5 protein-coding genes are annotated in these 2,269 nt (G+C 49.2%); 1 reads left to right on the top strand and 4 read right to left on the bottom strand.

Annotated elements, in window-relative coordinates; all coding sequences use genetic code 11:
- Positions 1–43 precede the first annotated feature (43 nt).
- The 4 genes from NP603_RS21765 to NP603_RS21750 form a co-directional block, all read right to left on the bottom strand.
- Positions 44–415, bottom strand: a complete 372-nt coding sequence (locus NP603_RS21765; RefSeq protein ID WP_256612964.1) for a hypothetical protein — start codon at positions 413–415, stop codon at positions 44–46.
- A 72-nt stretch (positions 416–487) separates the two neighbouring features.
- Positions 488–841 carry a hypothetical protein gene (locus NP603_RS21760; RefSeq protein ID WP_256612963.1) on the bottom strand — a complete coding sequence of 118 codons (354 nt, stop codon included), beginning with the start codon at positions 839–841 and terminating at the stop codon, positions 488–490.
- A gap of 100 nt (positions 842–941) precedes the next feature.
- Positions 942–1,259 carry an Imm58 family immunity protein gene (locus NP603_RS21755; RefSeq protein ID WP_256612962.1) on the bottom strand — a complete coding sequence of 106 codons (318 nt, stop codon included), beginning with the start codon at positions 1,257–1,259 and terminating at the stop codon, positions 942–944.
- Between the two features lie 97 nt (positions 1,260–1,356).
- Positions 1,357–1,833: a hypothetical protein gene (locus tag NP603_RS21750; RefSeq protein WP_256612961.1), complete on the bottom strand. Its 477-nt coding sequence runs from the start codon at positions 1,831–1,833 to the stop codon at positions 1,357–1,359.
- Between the two features lie 220 nt (positions 1,834–2,053).
- Between NP603_RS21750 and NP603_RS21745 the strand changes: the two genes are divergently transcribed.
- On the top strand, positions 2,054–2,269 hold a 216-nt coding region (locus tag NP603_RS21745; RefSeq protein ID WP_256612939.1), incomplete at its 3' end, for a hypothetical protein.

The following is a 2,269-nucleotide window of genomic DNA, read 5'->3' as shown; positions in this document are numbered from 1 at the left end:
CGCGGCTTGCCGCGCAGGTCCGGTGGAATGAGTGGTTGGGCGCTCACATTGCACAGAAGACTCCGACAAGATCACCGCGCACACCTATGGAAACAAGACGCTTGGCGTCTGCTGCCAACTGACCGAGGCCGAATTCGTTCGTTGCTGGGTCATACCATTCCAGATACTCGCCGCGCTCCGCAACCACCCAAAAGTCTGCGCATTCTGTCGAACTCGCCCGAATTTGCTCATACGTCTCCGCCAACGCAAACCTTTCGAGCCGAGGCGATACCAGCGACTGCTTGAGCAGCTCGACATAGCCGCCCACCTTCTCGGCGGACCACGGACTGCCCACTGTTGAACCTGGTTCCGGCTGCTGATAGCTGTACTCAGCGAGCAGGCGAAGCACCATTTGTTCAACTTCGTGCGCGGTCATGTTTGTGACGCCCAACGCCTAGCTCACCCGACGAAAACCGCAAAGCGGTTTTTGGTCGGGTGAAGCGACGTGTTATGTTTCTTGCAGGTCATTAACATACTCTGCACGTAAAGACTCCCAGCCTTCCCCATTAAGGTTTTCACTAACTCTCCACTGGACTTCGCTTCTCGGTACCGAGCAGGGAGTTAATGTCTTTTCGCTATTCTTAATAAGCCGTTTACTTTCTGCATGAAATGCTTGAAACAATGACCAGTCAATGATCTGCAACCACCCATCTTCAACAGGAATACTTTCCTCTATTCGATCATGAATAGACACTAGATCAGGAAACATATATCCGCTTTTTCCTGATGGGTAGCCATTGCCAATATGAACTTCTTTTGGCCAGAGCTTGATTCCTGAGTTGTACAGTTCAGTAAACTTCATGTTTTAAGAACATAACGATAAGGGTAACTTGACGGCGAAAGCGTAGCGACGATAGGAGCGTAGCTTTTGCCGATCAAGTTGACCCGCTGGTTATGCAAATTCATCCTTCAACCTCAGAAAGCTTGCCATTTACGAAGAAAAACTTGACGCCATCAACATCAATTAAGTTCTCTTCTTCAACAATGAATGCGTCCTTATTCACTTGGCGCAAAATATGAAGAATATCTTTCTTCGTGTATTGCTGCCCACCTTTGACCACTAAGGCTCCGAGCATTCCGACTGCTTTTGATTTTTCATCAAGGCTTACTTGTTGGTAAGTGTATGTAACGCCAGCATCAATAGCCGAATAGAGCCAGAAAATGTTGGTGGTGATTAGTAACGCCAAGGCTACAAAGGACGAAACTTTCCACTTGTTCATGATGTTGACTTGTTATGCATAACGATAAGGGTAACTTGACGGCGAAAGCGGAGCGACGATAGGCGCGTAGCTTTTGCCGGTCAAGTTGGCCCGCTGGTTATGCACTAGCAATCCTCCAGATGCCCGCGCACAACATTGGTTTCTCTCCTGTGGTGTCTAGAGTAACTTGAACATTGTAAGCCTTTCCTTCCTTAACAAGCCGACCCGCGTACACCAATGGTTCGACCTTCTTGATTGTTGCACTCCCACCCGTAACCGTTAATGCAGCCTCAATTGGGCCGGCAAACTTGTCCAAATCACTGCCAATAAGTCGAATCATGCATGCGTCAGTACCGATTGATATGGACGCATTGGTGCCAGAATCGAAGAAACGTTTACGGCCTTGATTCGAATCTGGCATTGGTACTAGTGCAGTCTTGTCAAACTGATCGATTGCCTTAAAGAAATCCTCGTGAAATATCGCAAATTGTGAAAGATATAGAGTCGCGATTGCATAGCGCCTTTCATCATTTGTGAGGGTCGTAGCGGTGAGCGTCGGCTTATTTGACGGTTTGCGTGAAAACCAATTGAACATAGTCAGTTCCTCAGTGGTGCATAACGGGGAGTTGAGCGGCAAGCGGAAAGTCGGTAGTCTTTTCCCGCACATTGGACCCCGTTGAGGTTAATTGACTCCCGCATGGTAGGCCCGCTTGTCCGCTCGAACGACGTGGTTAGGCGCAGACTGACCGCGTCGTTCAAACGCATTGCCGGCCTTTTTTTAATTAGCGTTACATGTAACATTTACGAGGTTTCCCATGTACAAACAAAAGCCAAACGGCACTTTCCGCATGCGTGCCAGCTTCCAGGTCAGCACCCAACAGGTTGAGGGCTTGAATGTCATTTGTCGGCGCACCGGCTTGCCTTTCTCCGATGTCTGTTCGAAGGCGCTGGATATAACCCTGGCCCATTACGTCAAGGACGGCCAATTCGTTTACCCCGACCACACCCCCATCCTTACCGAAAATTCGGCA

It is taken from the genome of Methylomonas aurea, from assembly GCF_024505045.1.
In the GTDB taxonomy this organism is placed as follows: domain Bacteria; phylum Pseudomonadota; class Gammaproteobacteria; order Methylococcales; family Methylomonadaceae; genus Methylomonas; species Methylomonas aurea.
The sequence above is the reverse complement of the archived record's forward strand: the minus strand, read 5'-3'. Positions and strand labels throughout refer to the sequence as shown.

What these genes read in the sequence shown, in the direction of transcription:
- NP603_RS21765 (WP_256612964.1), bottom strand. Translation starts at nt 415, where the DNA reads ATGACCGCGCACGAAGTTGAACAAATGGTGCTTCGCCTGCTCGCTGAG.
- NP603_RS21760 (WP_256612963.1), bottom strand. Translation starts at nt 841, where the DNA reads ATGAAGTTTACTGAACTGTACAACTCAGGAATCAAGCTCTGGCCAAAA.
- NP603_RS21755 (WP_256612962.1), bottom strand. Translation starts at nt 1,259, where the DNA reads ATGAACAAGTGGAAAGTTTCGTCCTTTGTAGCCTTGGCGTTACTAATC.
- NP603_RS21750 (WP_256612961.1), bottom strand. Translation starts at nt 1,833, where the DNA reads ATGTTCAATTGGTTTTCACGCAAACCGTCAAATAAGCCGACGCTCACC.